Origin of the sequence: Endozoicomonas sp., assembly GCF_051008435.1 — a bacterium.
Lineage (GTDB): Bacteria > Pseudomonadota > Gammaproteobacteria > Pseudomonadales > Endozoicomonadaceae > Endozoicomonas_A.
In genome coordinates, this window is record NZ_JBPCXO010000355.1 from 1 (window position 1) to 17378 (window position 17378).

Annotated in this window: 15 protein-coding genes and 1 pseudogene; 9 read left to right on the plus strand and 7 right to left on the minus strand. The window is 48.0% G+C overall.

Translation table 11 applies throughout. The features are described 5' to 3' along the window. From ACR2PX_RS17805 to ACR2PX_RS17820, 4 genes and pseudogenes are all read right to left on the minus strand, one after another. On the minus strand, positions 1 to 123 hold a 123-nt coding region (locus tag ACR2PX_RS17805; RefSeq protein WP_434000720.1), incomplete at its 3' end, for a MerR family transcriptional regulator. Positions 124 to 167: 44 nt separating this feature from the next. After that, positions 168 to 830, minus strand: a pseudogene (locus ACR2PX_RS17810) (sterol desaturase family protein). Positions 831 to 838: 8 nt separating this feature from the next. Then, the gene (locus ACR2PX_RS17815) at positions 839 to 1288 is read right to left on the minus strand and encodes a hypothetical protein (RefSeq protein WP_434000706.1); all 450 of its coding nucleotides are present in this window, start codon (positions 1286 to 1288) and stop codon (positions 839 to 841) included. 105 nt (positions 1289 to 1393) lie between these two features. Beyond that, positions 1394 to 2320 (minus strand): patatin-like phospholipase family protein, encoded by a 927-nt coding sequence (locus tag ACR2PX_RS17820; protein ID WP_434000707.1) that lies wholly within the window; start codon positions 2318 to 2320, stop codon positions 1394 to 1396. Between the two features lie 239 nt (positions 2321 to 2559). Here ACR2PX_RS17820 and ACR2PX_RS17825 point away from each other — a divergent pair, with 239 nt between their 5' ends. From ACR2PX_RS17825 to ACR2PX_RS17865, 9 genes are all read left to right on the plus strand, one after another. Then, complete coding sequence (locus tag ACR2PX_RS17825; RefSeq protein ID WP_434000708.1) at positions 2560 to 3192, plus strand: restriction endonuclease subunit S; 633 nt, start codon at positions 2560 to 2562, stop codon at positions 3190 to 3192. Positions 3193 to 3204: 12 nt separating this feature from the next. After that, complete coding sequence (locus tag ACR2PX_RS17830) at positions 3205 to 4761, plus strand: type I restriction-modification system subunit M (RefSeq protein WP_434000709.1); 1557 nt, start codon at positions 3205 to 3207, stop codon at positions 4759 to 4761. Beyond that, positions 4754 to 5884 (plus strand): PDDEXK nuclease domain-containing protein, encoded by a 1131-nt coding sequence (locus tag ACR2PX_RS17835; RefSeq protein ID WP_434000710.1) that lies wholly within the window; start codon positions 4754 to 4756, stop codon positions 5882 to 5884. The genes ACR2PX_RS17830 and ACR2PX_RS17835 overlap by 8 nt, the downstream gene beginning before the upstream one ends. A gap of 92 nt (positions 5885 to 5976) precedes the next feature. Next, entirely contained in the window at positions 5977 to 7179 is a 1203-nt protein-coding gene (locus ACR2PX_RS17840; RefSeq protein WP_434000711.1) for a restriction endonuclease subunit S, read from the plus strand. Continuing rightward, positions 7179 to 8219 (plus strand): PDDEXK nuclease domain-containing protein, encoded by a 1041-nt coding sequence (locus ACR2PX_RS17845; RefSeq protein WP_434000712.1) that lies wholly within the window; start codon positions 7179 to 7181, stop codon positions 8217 to 8219. The genes ACR2PX_RS17840 and ACR2PX_RS17845 overlap by 1 nt, the downstream gene beginning before the upstream one ends. Positions 8220 to 8322: 103 nt before the next feature. Further along, positions 8323 to 9717: an AAA family ATPase gene (locus ACR2PX_RS17850; protein WP_434000713.1), complete on the plus strand. Its 1395-nt coding sequence runs from the start codon at positions 8323 to 8325 to the stop codon at positions 9715 to 9717. Further along, entirely contained in the window at positions 9701 to 10336 is a 636-nt protein-coding gene (locus ACR2PX_RS17855) for a hypothetical protein (RefSeq protein WP_434000714.1), read from the plus strand. The genes ACR2PX_RS17850 and ACR2PX_RS17855 overlap by 17 nt, the downstream gene beginning before the upstream one ends. Next, a complete protein-coding gene (locus ACR2PX_RS17860; RefSeq protein WP_434000715.1) occupies positions 10336 to 13680 on the plus strand; it encodes a type I restriction endonuclease subunit R in 3345 nt (1114 codons plus the stop codon). Before ACR2PX_RS17855 ends, ACR2PX_RS17860 begins: the two co-directional genes overlap by 1 nt. Next, the gene (locus ACR2PX_RS17865; protein ID WP_434000716.1) at positions 13680 to 14468 is read left to right on the plus strand and encodes a M48 family metallopeptidase; all 789 of its coding nucleotides are present in this window, start codon (positions 13680 to 13682) and stop codon (positions 14466 to 14468) included. Before ACR2PX_RS17860 ends, ACR2PX_RS17865 begins: the two co-directional genes overlap by 1 nt. A gap of 67 nt (positions 14469 to 14535) precedes the next feature. Here the strand turns inward: ACR2PX_RS17865 and ACR2PX_RS17870 are convergent, their stop codons facing one another. The 3 genes from ACR2PX_RS17870 to ACR2PX_RS17880 all read right to left on the minus strand — a co-directional run bounded on the left by ACR2PX_RS17870 (position 14536) and on the right by ACR2PX_RS17880 (position 17238). Continuing rightward, positions 14536 to 15714, minus strand: a complete 1179-nt coding sequence (locus ACR2PX_RS17870) for an ADP-ribosylglycohydrolase family protein (RefSeq protein ID WP_434000717.1) — start codon at positions 15712 to 15714, stop codon at positions 14536 to 14538. A gap of 151 nt (positions 15715 to 15865) precedes the next feature. Next, positions 15866 to 16276, minus strand: a complete 411-nt coding sequence (locus ACR2PX_RS17875) for a hypothetical protein (protein WP_434000718.1) — start codon at positions 16274 to 16276, stop codon at positions 15866 to 15868. A 152-nt stretch (positions 16277 to 16428) separates the two neighbouring features. After that, entirely contained in the window at positions 16429 to 17238 is an 810-nt protein-coding gene (locus ACR2PX_RS17880; RefSeq protein ID WP_434000719.1) for an oxygenase MpaB family protein, read from the minus strand. Between the last annotated feature and the right edge of the window lie 140 nt (positions 17239 to 17378).

The window sequence follows — 17378 nt, forward strand, 5'->3', positions numbered from 1 at the left end:
TGTACCGCCTTTGGTCTTTCTGGCTGGAAGCAACTCGCCTGTACTCTCCCACTTCCTCAATGTTGAGTGGTCAGTACCCAGCAAGCGAGCTGCTTCACCAATCTTGACTAATCTCTTATCCATAGTACGAGATTATGATAGATAATCATAGATTACTCAATACTGTTTCAAACCCCGCCATAATTCTTGTTCAGGTACTTTCTGTTTGAGCCATGATGGACCCGATGATGAGAAGGCGTATTCAATACCCACTCCAGCGGTCCCAGCTTGCCAATCAGTTCCGTATGAATCCAGATCTGGTAGAAAAGCCCTGCTCCCAATGCCAACACAACGGCAATGGGATGAAAACCCATCAGTACTAACGGTGAGAAAAACAACACCGTTCCTGAGATCAATCCCGTCCATCCCAATCTGCCCGCTACTGCCCGCTACTGCCCGCTACTGCCCGCTACTGAAAGATTCATATGCATCGGGGTATGATGCACGCTGTGATTCGCCCAAAGCCACCGAATTTCATGAGTCCAACGATGGTGCCAGTAATAGAAAAGTTCGACCAGCAGGAAAAGCAGCAACCCCATCCAGAGACTGTTGATCTCCTGGGTCCACCAGCGGAAGTGGTAAACCCAGAACAGAAACCCCAGAGCAACACCCGCTGTAGCCGCATCAATTAAACGCTTGATAATGGCCACTGAAAAAGAGGCCATCGCTTCTTGCCAGGGATAAGAATCTTTTCGACGTAAAATGAGCCAGAACGCTTCCAATACTATGAAAGTGGCCATCAACACCAGAAAGCCAATCCCTCCACTCAGAGTTACCGGTTCCATTGTCATGTCCTCCGTCAGCTGCGGTTGCGCAGTTTTTCTCTCATCCGGTCTTTCTGCTCTTGCTGTATCTTCTGAAATTCCTTGAACTGATCGACTGTCAGAATGCCCTTGGCTTTTTCAGTGCTTTGCTCACGAACACGTTTCATATCCTTGCCAAGAGCACGCTTGTCAAAAAAGCTCAGATCCTTGAGGGTTTTCTTGTCCCTTTCTACGCCATAAGTTTTCAGAATACTCTTACGCTGTTCGCCACCTTCACGGAGCAGAGACAACATCTGTTGCTCCTGATCAGTAGAAAGATTTAAACGAGCCTGGATAGCTTTTAGATTTTCAAGAAATTCGACTCTCTGCTCATCACTCAGACGCTTTTGCTCAGCCAGAGAAAACGGACTAAAGCTCATCATCATGAACACAGCCAATAATGCAGCCAGTACTTTTGAGAAAGAAAAGGAAACAACCGATTTCATAAAAAGACCTTATATAAAATTTCAGACAGTGAGCTCGTTTTGAACTCATCTGCCTGATTAGACGAAGGCTTTTCTGTTTTTAGTCCCGGCGGTTGAATTTATTTTTCAGGAAGAGAGCGGTTCAGCTTCCAGAAGCAGTGCAGGTTCACCCTGATGGCGGGATTCCCATTGATCCAGAGCATCAATAGCCAACTGTCTGCCAATGGCCGCAATTTCGTTAAAGCGGTGAAATTCGTAGAACTGACAGATATTACGAGGCACGTTAACCAGTACATCCGGATGATAACCAGCCGTCTTGTAACGAGACAGAGACTCTTGCATGACTTCCATAGACTGGTTGGAAACTTCCATCAGACTCATGGAGGCACTGAGCTCATCCTGGGACTTTTTGCTTTCACTGCCCCCCATCAGCTTGTCGATCAGGCCATCAAAGATAGACTTATTACCCTTTTCTTCAGGTTCCATTGCCTGACTCTTCTGGAATGGAGCCCCAAGAAGATCAACAGCCACCACCATATCAGCCAGCGCCGACCCTGCTGGTGCCATAGGCAGAGGATTCAGAACTCCTCCATCCACCAGTACCTGGCCATGCATTTCTACCGGACTGAATAAAGAAGGAATCGCACTGGAAGCACGAATAGCCGTCACCAGATCGCCCCGTTGAAACCAGACTTCCTTACGGGTGGTCAGACTGGTGGCCACCGCCGTATAGGGAACCGGCAGATCTTCTATACGACAATCGCCGATAATCTCCCGCATGCGTTCAAACAGGCGATCGCCTTTGATGACCCCCGGACGTCCCAGAGAGATATCCAGCAATCGGATAATCTCGAAAGAATCGATAGTTTCCGCCCACTGACAGTATTCATCCAGCTTACCCGTTGCCCAGAGACCACCGACCAGCGATCCCATGGAAGCACCGGCTATGGCCGTGATTTCGTACCCTCTGGCTTCCAGCTCCCGGATTACCCCAACATGGGCATAGCCCCGGGCACCGCCACTGCCCAATACCAGAGCCACTCTTTTTGTCATGTTCTCCCCGTCCTGTGAGTTCCTGACGTTAAAGGCGACAGCATGCACCCAGTTGGGCCCGAGGTCTACAACCTGCTCAAAATTCAAAACCAATTAGCGTTAAAGCCAGAGCGTCTCATCAGGATGCATTTGCATCTCAAATTATTTTTACACCATACCAATACTGCATTTTTTTAATTGCATTACTCTCCTAATATTGTCAGACTGAAATCATCATCAACATTGGAGTTGCACCCAAAGTGCCAACTGCTGAAATAACGTCTGACGACCCGTGCAAAACAACTGTCGCCTTATCAGAACTGGTTACCCTGCAGGCAGGCTACCCTTTTCGTGGTGCAATCGAATCAAAGACGGACGGAAGCGTCAGAGCCGTACAGGCTAAGGACATTTCCGATCTGGGTGAGTTACAAAGCCATAATCTGATTACTACTGAGCTGACAGGCAAGCGACAGCCAGACTGGCTGCAAGCGGGTGATATTGTATTTATCAGCAAAGGTCAGCGGCATATTGCCAGTTATGTTTCCTGCAATTTATCAAAAACAACGCTGTCACCGGCTTTGTTCCTGCTTCGCATCAAACCGGAACATAAAGAGCGGGTTAATGCGGAATTCCTGACCTGGCAGATCAACCAGGCACCTGTTCAGCGTTACTTCAGACAAAGTGCAGAAGGCAGTCACCAGATCAGTATTCGCAAGCCTGTGCTTGCATCTGCACCGGTATCTTTGCCAGATATAGAAACCCAGAACACCATCGCCAGTATGTATGCAGCCAGTATTCGTGAACACGCCTTGCTGCACAGGCTGATAGCTAACAGACAGCAACAGCTGAACGCCATTGCCAACGAATTAATTTCAAATTCTTCAGGCCATTAACTGAGAAAAGATATGCCCCTCTCTTCAAACAAACAGCCGCCGATCAATCAGCAAGAGATCAACGCCACTGTCTGGAAGGCATGCGACACCTTTCGTGGAACTGTTGATCCGTCGATCTACAAAGACTTCATCCTCACCATGCTGTTCCTGAAATACATCTCTGATGTGCATCAGGACAAGGTAGATGAACTCAGCAAGCAGTTTGGTGATAACCCCGCCATGATTGAAGCGATGATGGCGAGCCAGTCGTTTAAAATCCCTACCGGCAGCACCTTCTGGGATTTGTACGAACACCGTCATGAAGCCGGTAACGGTAGCCGTATTGACCAAGCGCTGCATGCCATTGAAGAAGCCAACGGCACCAAGCTGAAGAATGTGTTTCAGGACATCAGCTTCAACACCGACAAGCTGGGTGATGAAAAACAGAAGAACGATATCCTGCGTCACCTGCTGGAAGACTTTGGCAAAGAGACCCTGAACCTGCGCCCCAGTCGTGTTGGTTCGCTGGATGTCATTGGTAACGCCTACGAATATTTGATCAAACACTTTGCCGCAGGCAGTGGTAAATCCGCTGGGGAGTTCTATACCCCGCCAGAAGTGTCTGACCTGCTCTCTATCCTGCTGGAGCCTGAAGAAGGCGACCAGATTTGTGACCCGGCCTGTGGGTCCGGCTCTCTGCTGATGAAGTGCGGCAAGCAGGTGCAGAAGAAGCATAACGGTTCCAAGCAATATGCCCTGTTTGGCCAGGAAGCCATTGGTTCTACCTGGTCTCTAGCGAAGATGAATATGTTCCTGCACGGTGAAGATAACCACCGTATTGAGTGGGGAGATACTATCCGCAACCCTAAACTTCAGGACACCTCTTCACACAATCAGGGCGGCCTGCTGCACTTTGATGTGGTGACAGCCAACCCGCCGTTCTCGCTGGATAAGTGGGGCCATGAAGATGCAGGACATGATCCATTCGGTCGTTTCCGCCGTGGTATTCCGCCCAAGACTAAAGGCGATTACGCCTTTATCTCCCATATGATTGAAACCCTGAAGCCACGCTCTTCATCAAAACAAGGGGGGCGTATGGGTGTGGTTGTGCCTCACGGTGTGCTATTCCGGGCATCCTCTGAAGGCAAAATCCGCAAGCAGCTGATTGATGAAAACCTGCTGGATACTGTGATTGGTCTACCGGAAAAACTCTTCTTCGGCACAGGCATCCCTGCCGCTATCCTGATCTTCCGTAAACAGAAAGTCGACAACAAGGTGTTGTTTATTGATGCCTCCCGTGAGTTCCAGTCTGGTAAAAATCAGAACCTGCTAACCACCGATAATATCCAGAAGATTGTCGATACCTTCCAGGATCGCCAGACAGTGGATAAATACGCTTATCTTGCCACCCTGGAAGAGATTCAGGAGAACGATTACAACCTGAATATTCCCCGTTATGTGGACACTTTTGAGGAGGAAGAAGAGATTGACCTGATGGCGGTTCGCTCTGAGCGACTGGCGTTGCAACTGGAGCTGGCGGATTTAGAAGAAGAAATGCAAGGTTACCTGGAGGAGCTTGGGTATGAGTGATAAGGGTAATAAACAAGGCAAACGCAAGCAGCGAGTGGACCCCAAACGTCAAGGTGTTTGCTTTCCTGTGGGCGAGCCCCTGAACAACCTGCCCGGTGATTATCCCGACTTTCTGGCCCTGATGGTTGAAACCATTGCCAGCCGAAGAGTTACAGCCCTGCAAAAAGTCAATGTGGAGCAACTTCTCCTTTACTGGCACCTGGGACAACAGATTTTAACCAAACAGCAGAAGGCTGGCTGGGGAGCAAAGGTCATTGATCGCCTGTCACAAGACCTGAAAAAACAGCTGCCTTCGCTGTCCGGGTTCAGCCCCAGAAATTTGAAATATATGGCAAAATTTGCCGCCAGCTGGCCTGACATTGAAATTGTGCAACGCACCGTTGCACAATTGCCCTGGCGCAGTAATTGCGCCCTGCTGGACAAGGTCAGCGAGCCTGACGCCCGGGTCTGGTATGCCAAGGAAGCCCTGGAACAAGGCTGGAGCCGGGATATGCTGGTGGTACATATCGACAGCAACGAGTTTGACCGGCGGGGAAAAAGCATTAACAACTTTCCTGAAACCCTGCCACCCGTTCAATCGGATATGGCGACCCAGCTATTCAAAGATCCTTATCTGTTTGATTTTATAGGGTTGGATGCGCCTAAACGGGAAGCTGAGCTAGAAAATCGTCTGTTGCAGCACCTGGAACAGTTTCTGGTGGAACTTGGCCAGGGCTTTGCCTTTGTCGGACGGCAGGTACACCTTGAACTGGGTGATCAGGACTTTTACGCAGATTTGCTGTTCTACCACCTGAAAATGCGCTGCTATGTGGTTGTGGAACTGAAGACAGGCTCTTTCAAGCCAGAATTTGTCAGCAAAATTCATCTCTACCAGGCCGTCATTGATGACCAGATGTGCCACGATACCGACCAGCCCACCATTGGTATACTGCTGGTCAAAGAGAAAAACAACCTGATCGTTGAATACGCCCTGTCGGGGAATAACAAACCCATTGGTGTCGCCAACTGGCAGCAAACCCTGTCTCGTCAGCTACCCGAAGACCTGCGCTCCAGTTTACCCACGATTGAAGAGCTGGAAAGTGAGCTATCCGCCGTTCTGGAGGCGGCAAACCATGACAAATAAAATGAGTGCGACAGTGTCGCACCTTTCTTGCGAAGTGACTGAACTGGCTGGTTTGGAAGCGGTAATGGCGGGATACCTGAAGGAGTTGGGTTATGGTGCCTAATGGATGGGACATAAAAAGTCTTGAAGATATCGCAAAGGTTACTTCTGGCGGCACACCCAGCAAAAAACATGATGAGTACTGGGAGGATGGTAACATCCCATGGATCAGAACTACTGAAGTACAAAACTGTATAATTAACCCTGAGGACACAGAGGTTTTCATTACACGGCTTGGGCTTGAAAAGTCATCAGCCAAGCTATTCCCGAAAGGAACAGTCCTTTTAGCGATGATTGGACAAGGGAAAACAAGGGGGCAGGTTGCACTGTTGAACTTTGAAGCTTCGACCAACCAGAATTGTGCAGCCATTATTTTTAATCAGGAACAGCACCCAGCTTACTATTTTAATTTTCTCCAAAGCCAATATAAAAATATCCGAGGCTATAGTAACTCGGCTGGTCAGAGTAACTTAAGTGGAGGGCTTGTTAAATCCCTTAAGGTTCCTGTACCCCCACTTGCAGAGCAGAAAAAAATCGCCAAAATCCTCACCACCTGGGATAAAGCCATCACAACCACAGAAAAGCTGATTAAGGCCAGCAAGCAGCAGAAAAAAGCCCTGATGCAACAGTTACTGACTGGGAAAAAGCGCTTTGCTGGGTTTCAGGGAGAGTGGCAAACCAAAAGTTTGTACGAATGCTTATCGGGATCATCCCGACGAAACAAGAATCTCTTGATGAATCATGGAGACTTGCGGTCTGTGACTAAGGCGCATGGCATGGTGCCAATGAAGGATCAAGTAAAGGGAGAGAGCGTAGAGCGTTGTAAAGTGGTTCGGAACAACTGGTTCGCATACAACCCCATGAGGCTAAATGTTGGCTCTATATGTAGATGGACAGAAAGTGAAGATTGTCTTGTAAGTCCTGATTACGTGGTATTTAGCTGCAATGAAGATTTACTTCTTACAGATTATTTTAATCATTTTCGTTCTTCCCATAGCTGGAATGACTTTATGGTCAGAGCTGGTAATGGCAGTGTCAGGGTAAGAATTTATCTCAAAGATTTGGCTCCCTTGAAAATCACACTTCCCCCTGTGGAGGAACAGTGGAAAATTGCTTCTGTCCTGACCGCTGCTAGCAAAGAAATTGAGTCTTTTGAAACCAAACTCACCCACCTAAAACAAGAAAAAAAAGCCCTGATGCAACAATTGCTCACAGGCAAACGCCGGGTCAAAGTGAAAGCACAGGAGGCCGCCTGATGAGCGAAAGCCAGCACGACAAGCTGCTTAACAGTATCCGTGAGCTGCTGACCCAAGGTCGCCAGCGGGTGGTAACGACGGTCAATGCCGCCATGGTGCAGACCTACTGGGAAATTGGTCGCCTGATTGTTGAAGATGAACAACAGGGAGAGCGGCGGGCGACTTATGGGAAAGAGGTGCTGAAAAAACTGTCCGACACTCTGAGCCGGGAGTTTGACAGAGGGTTTTCTGTCCGTAACTTGCGGAATATGCGGGCTTTTTTTCTGGCGTTTCCAATTCGGCAGACACTGTCTGCCGAATTGAGCTGGTCTCATTACAGCAAGCTGATTACGATAGAAAATGCCTCTGCCCGCCAGTGGTATATGAAGGAAGCCACCGAACAGAGTTGGAGCGTTCGCGCCCTTGAACGCCAGATGGGAACGCTCTACTACGAACGATTACTCGCCACACAGCAGGGCAAGCAGGACTTACGCCCCGTTCTTGATGAAGCCGATAAGGAGACAACCGCTCTTGCCGTCAGGCCAGAAGATTACCTGCGTGACCCGTATATTCTTGATTTTCTGAACCTGCCCGCAGGCCCGCTTCTGGAAAATGAGCTTGAAAGCGCCTTAATCAACAACCTGCAAAAGTTCTTGCTGGAACTGGGCAAAGGTTTTGCGTTTGTCGAGAGGCAGCAACGCATCAGCACGGACGATGGCGATTACTTTATCGATCTGGTGTTTTACAACTTCCATCTCAAGTGCTTCCTGCTGATCGACCTGAAAATGAACAAACTCACCCATCAGGATGTGGGGCAGATGGATATGTACGTGCGGATGTATGAAGAGAAAAAACGCCGACAGGATGATAACCCCACCATTGGCCTGATTCTCTGTTCCCAGGGCAATCACACCGTCGCCAAATATTCTGTGCTGAACGACAGCCAGCAACTGTTTGCTTCCAAGTACAAGCTGGAGCTGCCCAGTGAAGAAGAGCTGCGTTTGCAACTGGAGCAGCAGCGGCAGTTGTTGAGCCAGAAGACAAAGGAGGAAGGACGGTGAACCTGTTTTTCAAACAAGAAAAAAAAGCCCTTATGCAACAGTTGCTGACAGGCAAACGCAGGGTTAAGGTTGAACAAAACGGTACAGAGCAGGGAGAAGATTAATGGAGGTTAAAAAGCTGACATTACGCAATGTCGGACGTTTTTCCAAGCTGGAGATTCCGCTGGCTCCACTGGGGAGCCTGGACAGCAATGTGACCGTTTTTGTGGGTAATAATGGTACGGGTAAAACATCCATTTTGCGCTCTCTGGCTACTTCCCTGAGCTGGCTTGTTTCCCGCATTCAGAGTGATAAGAGTGCGGGCAGCCCTATACCTGAGCTGGTCATAAAGAATAGTAAGAATTCAGCATCAATGGATATTGATGTTTTCCATTTTACAAACCCTTTCGAACCTGATACTGAAGGCTATTCTGATGATGCAAATTATTTCTCATGGAATGTCGCCAAAGCTCGCAGAGGTCGCAAAGGTGAATTTAAAAGTGAATATTCCGGTGCCAAGGCGCTGGCTGATCACTATCGGACTCAATTATCAGAAGACGAGCAGATGAGTTTGCCACTGATCGCCTTTTATTCTGTGGAACGTGTTGTACTTGATATCCCATTAAAAATTAAAGACAAACACACGTTTTTGCAGCTTGACGGTTATGACAAATCCTTGAGTCAGGGTGTTGACTTCAGACGTTTTTTTGAATGGTTCCGGGAGCGTGAAGACAGCGAGAATGAGTCAGGCTTCTCAGATGATATTCTGGAACAGTTACGCCCCCTTTTGAAGGATGATGAGGAAACCTGGGCGCGTTTAGCCAAGTTAAATGCGTCATCAAAAGACCGACAACTGACCGCTGTGCGCTCGGCCATCTACAAATTTATGCCGGAGTTTTCTAACCTGCGGGTAAGACGTAAACCAAGACTGCACATGTCCATCGACAAAAATGGTGACACATTCAACGTAGCCCAGCTGTCTCAGGGTGAAAAGTCATTGATGGCACTGATTGGCGATATTGCCCGTCGACTGGCAGTGATGAACCCTGCACTGGAAAACCCGCTGAAAGGCGATGGTATTGTTCTGATTGATGAAGTAGATATGCATCTTCATCCACAGTGGCAACGCAGTCTGATTAACCAGCTGACAACAACATTCCCTAACTGCCAGTTTGTTCTGAGTACCCATTCGCCACTGGTGATCAGTGACAGTAAAAATGTACTGACCTATCTGATCGATGGTGATGAGTTAAAACAGATGAAGCCATTGTATGGCGAAGATGCAAACACAGTTCTGCTGGATATTATGGATACCGATATTCGGAACAGTGAGATCAACATTCAGCTGAATAATCTTCTGGATGCGATACATGATGCTGATTTCAAACTGGCTCATCAGCTACTGAAGAGCCTGGAAGAAGAGTTACCGGAAACCAATCTTGAGCTGACCAAAGCCCGGTTAATGCTGCGTAAAAAGGAGTTGCGTAAAAAGGAGTTGCGTAGTGCGAAAAATCAGTAAAACCGAAGGGTTTGAGCCTGATAGCCTGCGACAATGGAAAGCCAGAAACTCAGGAAAAACCTATAGCGACCTTACGGAGAAAGAGCGTCAGGATATTCGGGCTGCTTGTCTGGAAGAGCAGTTTTATCTGTGCGCTTATTGCTGTCAGTCGATATCTGGCAAGAGCCATGATTGCATGAACGAGCATATTGAAGCCCGCCAGATTACTCCTAACCGAAGCCTGGATTTCACCAATATTGTCGCCAGCTGTACTACCCCTAAACAGTGTGATGATTCCCATGGGTCACAGGCTCTGCCTCTTACCCCCTTTATGCCTGAGTGTGAAACAGAGTTTGAGTTTAAGCTGAGTGGGCGGGTTGCCGGTAAATCGGTTCGGGCAGTGGAAGCGATAAAGGTTCTGAACCTTGGTGACAGGGAGCAGAATAATCGCAGTCTGATAGAAAAAAGAAAGCAGCTGGTACAGTCATTGTTATTTATCAATGGTGTTGATCCGTCTGAAGGTCTGGACGATAACGACCTGATCGAGATGGTGGTCGAGGAATTGTCCGAACCAGAGAATGGCAAATTGGAAGCCTATGCCCCGGTTGCGGTGAATGTGCTGAGGCAGTGGGTGGAATAATGTCGGATGTGGTCTTAGCGAATTTCAGGGAAGAGCAAAGTGCAAAAATTCCAGCACTGGCTCTGCTCTCCAACCTGGGGTATCAATTTATCCCGCCCAGTGAATGCCTGGCACAACGGGGAAGTCTCTCTACTGTTATTCTGCCAAAAGTGTTGCGTAACCTGCTGGCAAAGAAAACCTTCTCCTTCATGGGTAAGGAACACCCACTGTCGCCAGCCGCCATCGACAAAATAGTTCATGAGTTGTCCAACCCTGCCATGAACGAAGGCTTAAGAGCAGCCAATGAGAAGCTCTATAACGCCCTGACCTACGGCATTGGTGTCACCGAGTTTGTCGAGGGTAAAAAAGCCAGCCCTACCATTCAGATTATTGACTGGGAGCACCCGGAGAAGAATGTCTACCACTTCACGGAGGAACTGGAGGTAGAGAACAGTCAAGGCACAGGTAAGCGAATCCCCGATATTGTCTGCTTTGTGAATGGCCTGCCTTGGGTAGTGATCGAGGCCAAACGCCCGGATTCTTCAACTGAAGGTAAGCCCACAGTTTCTGAAGGGATTTCCCAGAATATCCGTAACCAGAAGGTGGATGAAATTCCCCACCTGTTTGCTTACAGCCAGCTTCTCCTGTCTATAAATGGGAATGACGGGCTGTACGGTACTTGTGGTACACCTGAGAAGTTCTGGGCGAAATGGAAAGAAGAAGAGATTAACGAAACTGAATTTGCGGGGCTCAAGAACAAAGCGCTTACCCATACCCAACTGGACGCCATTTTTAATCACCGACCAGAGAAGGTGAGGAAAGAGTACCAGTCCCTGATTTCTGGAGGTGATCTGGTAGTAACAGATCAAGACCGTCTATTGACCTCCATACTGCGTCATGACCGACTGCTGGATATGACCCGCCTGTTCACCCTGTTCGATAAAAAAGCAGGCAAGATTGTTGCCCGTTACCAGCAAGTATTCGGAATCAAAGCGCTAGTTGAGCGAATTACTTCCTTTGATGACTCTCCAGAAAGAAAGGGCGCTCGTAATGGTGGTGTGATCTGGCATACCACGGGGTCCGGCAAGTCCTTTACCATGGTGTTCCTGTCCAAAGCCCTGATCTGGCTGAAAGAACTCTCCAAGTGTCGGGTAGTAGTGGTAACAGATCGAGTTGATCTGGAAGATCAGCTTTCCCGTACTTTTGCCTCTGGTGGTGCGCTGTCCAGCAAGGACAAAAAAGATGCCATGGCAACCACTGGCAAACGCCTTGCCGAGCAGATTGGAAAGGGCAATGAGCGGATCATCTTCTCCATCATCAACAAGTTTGGTACGGCAGTAAATCTGCCAGAATGCTACAACGATAGCCCGGATATGATTGTACTGGTCGATGAGGGGCATCGTAGCCAGAATGGTGAAAACAATATCCGCATGCGCCAAGCCCTGCCAAAGGCAGCATTTATCGCCTTTACAGGTACGCCACTGCTGCAAGACGATAAGACAGAAAACAAGTTCGGCAAAATCATTCACTCCTACACCATGCAGCAGGCAGTGGAAGATAAAACAGTGACGCCGCTACTGTATGAAGAGCGTATTCCAGAACTGAGCACTAATGATCAAGCCATTGATGCCTGGTTTGAACGGATTACTGAAAAGCTCTCTGAAAAACAGCGTACTGACCTGAAGAAAAAACTTGCCCAGAAAGGGCAGATTTACCAGACCGAAGGGCGCCTGGAGCTGATTGCCCATGATATTTCGGATCACTTCCAGAACTTCAAGCAGCAAGGGTTGAAGGGGCAACTGGCCTGTGACTCCAAGGCATCCGCCATTCAGTATAAAAGACTGCTGGACGAAATCGGCAAAGTGACTTCTGTGGTTGCCATGTCATCACCCGATACCCGTGAAGGGCATGACAGTGTGGACAAGGAGAGCACTGATCTGGTTCAGAACTGGTGGAAGAAGAACGTAGGCACTCAGGATGAGAAGGTATACACCAAAGAGATCATTGCAGAGTACAGCAAGGACGATGGCCCTGATCTGATGATTGTGGTGGATAAACTGCTGACCGGTTTTGATGAGCCAAAGAACACCGTTCTCTATATCGACAAACCCCTGAAGCAGCACAACCTGATCCAAGCCATTGCAAGGGTCAACCGACTGCACAGCAAGAAGCAGTTTGGCTACCTGATTGACTACCGTGGCATTCTAAAAGAACTGGATAGCACCATTGAGAAGTATCAGGACTTGGCTGAGCGCACCCAAGGCGGCTTTGATATTGAAGACTTGCAGGGCCTCTATAGCCGTATGGATACGGAATACAAAAAGCTGCCCAGCCTCTATACAGACCTGTGGGCTATTTTTGATGATGTGAAAAACAAGCAGGATGGGCAGGCGCTGCGACAGGTTCTTGCTCCAAAAATTGATACCGTTGATGGTCAGCTCACCGACACCAATCTGAAAAAGCGGGATGAGTTTTATTCTGCTCTGACAGCATTTACGAACTGCCTGAAGGTAGCCTTGCAATCTGCCACTTACTTTGAAGACAAAAGCTTCGATGCTCTCTTCCCCGGAACCTATATCAGCACTCGTCAGCATTATAAGGACACTCTGAAAATGATGTCCCAGCTTCGCAAGCAGGTGCGGGAGGATGCGGAAGAGACCGTTGACTACGACCAGTACACTGATGATATCCGAGCTTTGCTGGATAAACATATTGGTGGTGTTGAGGTTAAGGAAGCTGAAGGCGTATATCTGGTTGGCAACTTGGGTAAGAGTGCCAAGCCAGAAGAGATGACCGATGATGAAGCCCGTAATAAGAAAGACCAGATTACAGGCCGCATTACTAAAATGATTGAACAAGATCTGGCAGATGACCCTTATGCTCAGGAGTATTTCTCAAAGCTGTTGAAAAAGGCCATAGAACAAACCAAGGAGATGTTTGATGCGCCCGTAAAACAGTACATGCTGTTTGCTGATTTTGAGCAGCAGGTTAAGGAGCGCAAGGTCGAGGGCATGCCTACAGATCACTTTGAAACCCTTAATGTCAGCATCAGACAACATGTACAGGCTTATTATGGTCTGTTCCTGAAGCATCTGGGTGAACAGCTGCCACCGGAAGGGCAAAATATTCCAACGGAAGAGCAGTGCTTTGATTATGCCGTTAAGATTGATGAAGTAGTGAGGAAGTCAGTTGCTGAGTTCTCCATCAATCCCCAAGAGATCGAAAACCAGATTACCATTGGCTTGCTGCCTCTGCTGTTCGGTGACTTGGGGGTTGAGAAGGCTCAGGCTCTGATCACCGATGTTGTGCAAATTACCCGTCTGGGGCTCTCTATGAGCTCAGGGCTGTCAGGGCTGAACCAGTAATGTCTTCTGTGAGTTCAGGCGAACACACTAAAGAAGAATACAGCTTCGTCTATGGTGACGAGGCTGTGCCTTACCAAGTGATTCGAAAGCGCCATCCTGAAGGCGACCTTTCAAACAAACCCAGAAAAATTACTATTCGAGTCCACCCGGACTGTGAAGTAGTGGTAACAACACCAGAGGATGCAGATAACGCTGATATTCACGAAGCCGTGATGAAACGGGCAAAGTGGATCTGGGATGCCATGATCGAATTTCGCAGCCATCAGAAATATGTGCAGACCAAGAACTACGTAAGTGGCGAGATGCAGTTCTATCTCGGCAGACGGTATGTTTTGAAAATTGTGAAAGATGAGAAAGCGGCAGCCTCTGTTAAAATGAGCCGAGGCAAGTTGATGGTCACTCTGCCTGAGTTCAAAAGTAACAAAACATCCCTGGTCAAAGGCTTGGTTAACGACTGGTACAAGTTCAGAGCCGAACGGATTTTCAATGAACGACTGAACCACATACTGCCTCAGGCTACCTGGGTCAAAGGCATTCCCAGCTACCGCGTTTTACCTATGCAAAAACAATGGGGCAGCTGTTCTGCCAGAGGAACTCTGATGCTAAACCCTCATCTGGTGAAAGCCCCCAAAGAATGCATTGACTATGTGATTCTTCATGAACTTTGCCATATTGCCGAGCATAACCATGGTGAAAGGTTTTGGCGTCTGCTGGCACAGGTGATGCCTAACTGGAAAGAGATTAAGAGCCAACTGGACGGTATGGCCGAGTTGTATTTGAACGAATAGTGACATACCCATCAATGGGTGAGCCAGCCTGGCAATCATTACACCCATTGATGGAAAAATCCGCTCATCAATCTGAATCAGCAATCACCAGCTCTTTGAGCTCTTCAGCTTTCAGGAAGAAAACATGGGGATACTCAACCTTCTTGATCCACTTGAAGGGCATTTGTCTTTCTCCATAGAAAGCCCCTGTCAACTGACCATATACGGCACCCGCTGTATCCGCATCTTCACCCAGATTAACAGCCAACAAGGCACCTTCCTCAAAGCTGCTACTGTGGTAAAAAGCCCAAAGCACGGCTTCCAGCGTGTGCATCACATAACCACTGGCTCTCAGTTCTCGAGCACTTTTATTCTTATAATCAGCCTGTTTCACGAGGTCAGTAATCGACTGACACAGAGGGTTCTGATCCCAATAACCTGCTTTCGGGCTGTAGATTCCATCCAGTAATTCAGATTTCGAAACACCATGCAAAGCACCCCAGATCAAACCACTGAAGTAACGACAGGCATCCACGGCTTCTTCAGCACCATGGGTGGTTTTGGAACTGAGAGCGGCAAATTTCACAGCATCATCAAAGCTGTTGTAATAACGGATGGGGACTGGAGCTAACCGCATCAATGAGCCATTACCCGCCGACATGGGATGGGTATCTCCAGCCTCAGGGTTGCCTGTTCGCTGGTATCGGATCAAAGCGTCTTTAACGGTATTGCCAATATCAAAACACTTGCCATTGACACTGAAAACACCGTCTTGCCACCAGCGGGTATAAAGATACATCTGATCATCCAGATCAAAAGCCCCTTTTCGAACCATACTGTGGGCCAGGCAATACATCATACTGGTGTCATCCGTCCATTCTCCGGCTTTCAGATTGAATGGCCCACCACCGACAATGTCATTAATCGGTTCAAAAGTGCCAGGCGCTCTGAATTCCAGAGTTGTCCCCAGTGCATCCCCGAGAGCACAACCCAACAGCGCGCCCCTGAAGCGATTGATATCATCATCAGAATCGATATCAATGCGGTCATAGTACTCTTTGCATTCTTCATCCGTCGGGAAAGGAACAGCCTGACGATAAACAAAGTATTTCATCAGCCACTGGGTTTTCTCTGGCTCTCTCGAGCCCGAAATTTTATTGCTGAGAAAAGGAAAGCTCAAGCCTTCCTGAGCTCTTTTGTCTCTCTCTATCATCTCCAGAATATCAGGAGGTATTGGCTTACCATCATCATCCAGCACGACGCTCATCTATATACCTCTATATTGCAACGCTCATCTCGCCAGTGTTGGATATACTCTTGATACCAATCGACTATCGAGTCATTGGTGTGAGTTTTGAGATAAGCTTCATAGGCCCTGCCTCGTTGCTTCACTTTAATAACAACATCATGAATTTCTTTCATCCACTTTCCAGGCTCTGATATCGTTGTTCAATTGCAACTGCTTCAGTTTTTTCACTCGCAATGATCTGACCAGGCTTCATCTTGATTCGATCATAGAGAGCTTCTATTTGGTGGCGATTACCAGACTGATCACGATAGACAACAAATACGTTCAACTGCCCACGAAACAGTGCATCTCTGATCAGGAAGCTGTCGGGAGAATGGTGATAGGTTTTAAAAAGAGGGTGTTTTTTAAGCTGATCAGCAAGGGAAAAGTTATCTCTTAGCTCGAAAAGAAAATCCCAAGCCTCAGAAACAGTACGGAAATTCAGGCGTTCATATCCAACACAGAATCGTTCATCCGTCAGAATGAAATGATCCCCCTGCCTGTTTCTTAAAGGTAAATTTATGCTGCTCCTTGCAAACACACCCTACTCCCTGACGAATCTCACTTGCTCCTGCAGAACTCATGAAACATGAATTTTTTGGAACTCCTAAAGGTCATGATTTCATACGACAGATAGCATGGTATAGCTTTTCGGAAGTGGTACATCCCCTTTTTAGACCAGTGTATTGATGATTACTTCACCCCTGTTCCCAAATCCCTGATCGCATAACCCATAGGATAACTGGGCCTTTTTCGGGTAGTCAGAAGACTGGGCTTTCGGCGTTTAGGCAGCCCTTTCATCACCAACTTTCTGGCCTTTAATAGTGACAACAACAGCACACTACAGAGCTTGGGAGGCTTCTTGAAACCAACAGCCTCTTGCAGACGACCATCCATCAGTACATTCACAAAGGGTGATCCCAGCCAGAAAAGCCCTCGTGGCAGGTAAAAGCCCAGAAACAACTCCTTGGTCTTGCTGGCAATAAGGTGATTGGATTCGGCATAAACAAAATGCTTCGCTTCATAGGCCAGATTAAACTGTTCAAAAGCGTCCATGGACTCTGGCAGGTTTTGAATCTTCATTCTCTGACCCATAGCCAGATAAAAATTGAACCAGGCTTGTTTCTCATGGTTGGTCAGCACTCTCCAACCAAAACGCTCCAGCCAGCGAATGGGTTCAAAGACAAAAGTGGAGAGAACATAGAGGAAATCGTCATTCTTTATTGAGTAACGCCCATGCATCGTGTTGATTCTGGCAATGGCCTCTCGCCCTCTCTGACTGTCCATGCCATGCTCAAGAGGTTCTGCCAGTAATAGCTCTGTGTCGTCATATCGTTTGCGGGGATTGTTACTGAACTCTCCCGTTGCGGCCAGCAATCTGGAAATGGAGGGCACGGCATAGGTTCGGAACAGGGCAAACTCCAGAGATCTTTCTGCATCCCAGGGGAACACCGTTAACTGCAACGTTCTGACGATCTCTTCAAAGTCGGTAGCAGGACTCAACGTTTTTATATAAGCACTAGGAGCCTGACCGAGAATAGGTTTATCTGTTATGATAAGCCTTAAATCAACCCTAATAATGCCAGATGTCACCACCACCAAAATTCAAGGATAGCCCTGTTGAGTTTGATCAGCACCTGCTG

Coding starts and splice junctions, on each gene's coding strand:
- ACR2PX_RS17815 (WP_434000706.1), bottom strand. CDS start 1,288: ATGAAATCGGTTGTTTCCTTTTCTTTCTCAAAAGTACTGGCTGCATTA.
- ACR2PX_RS17820 (WP_434000707.1), bottom strand. CDS start 2,320: ATGACAAAAAGAGTGGCTCTGGTATTGGGCAGTGGCGGTGCCCGGGGC.
- ACR2PX_RS17830 (WP_434000709.1), top strand. CDS start 3,205: ATGCCCCTCTCTTCAAACAAACAGCCGCCGATCAATCAGCAAGAGATC.
- ACR2PX_RS17835 (WP_434000710.1), top strand. CDS start 4,754: ATGAGTGATAAGGGTAATAAACAAGGCAAACGCAAGCAGCGAGTGGAC.
- ACR2PX_RS17840 (WP_434000711.1), top strand. CDS start 5,977: ATGGTGCCTAATGGATGGGACATAAAAAGTCTTGAAGATATCGCAAAG.
- ACR2PX_RS17845 (WP_434000712.1), top strand. CDS start 7,179: ATGAGCGAAAGCCAGCACGACAAGCTGCTTAACAGTATCCGTGAGCTG.
- ACR2PX_RS17850 (WP_434000713.1), top strand. CDS start 8,323: ATGGAGGTTAAAAAGCTGACATTACGCAATGTCGGACGTTTTTCCAAG.
- ACR2PX_RS17860 (WP_434000715.1), top strand. CDS start 10,336: ATGTCGGATGTGGTCTTAGCGAATTTCAGGGAAGAGCAAAGTGCAAAA.
- ACR2PX_RS17865 (WP_434000716.1), top strand. CDS start 13,680: ATGTCTTCTGTGAGTTCAGGCGAACACACTAAAGAAGAATACAGCTTC.
- ACR2PX_RS17870 (WP_434000717.1), bottom strand. CDS start 15,714: ATGAGCGTCGTGCTGGATGATGATGGTAAGCCAATACCTCCTGATATT.